Genomic DNA, 581 nt, shown 5'->3' with positions numbered 1-581 from the left:
TCCATATCGCTAATTTACTAATTTTATTAGTATTTAACAAGTGACTACTTCAAAAGAATTATTCAAATTGGTTATTATACGCAGCAGATGGATTTTTGTTTTCTGTGCCATGGCATAATGTTTTATATGGCTAAATTTGTATGTGGCAAATAAAATTCGTGTCTACGGCATTAGATCTGTATCGGAGTGCATGTTGAGTAATCCCTGAAGGATTTAGAAAAACATAAAAGATGAAAATATCAACCGGGAAGAAAGAAGATCGTAAGCTCTCACAATTGTATGCGTTAGTTAATTCGAAATGTCCGCGATGCAGAAGAGGGGATGTTTTCCAAAACTCAATGTATGGTTTTAAGTCACAGAAGATGAACGATAACTGTCCTCACTGTAATCTTAAGTTTGAGCGCGAGCCTGGATATTTCTACGTTGCGATGTTTGTTAGCTATGGTTTTAACGTCATCCAGATGATACTCGCAGGTTTGCTGACTTACATTATCACTAAAAACACAACTAGTCCGTGGTTATATATGGCGGTAATTTTCCCTGCAGTGATCATTCTGTCCCCCTTTAACTATAGGTATTCG

The 581-nt window shown here is 36.5% G+C and carries 1 protein-coding gene; it reads left to right on the top strand.

Features of this window, described 5'->3' with window-relative positions:
• Positions 1 to 230 precede the first annotated feature (230 nt).
• The coding region (locus WKF69_RS18070; protein WP_340383712.1) for a DUF983 domain-containing protein at positions 231 to 581 on the top strand (351 nt) is incomplete at its 3' end.

The sequence above is a fragment of the Daejeonella sp. genome (genome assembly GCF_037719425.1).
Lineage (GTDB): Bacteria > Bacteroidota > Bacteroidia > Sphingobacteriales > Sphingobacteriaceae > Daejeonella.
This window is presented reverse-complemented; position numbering and strand designations above follow the sequence as displayed.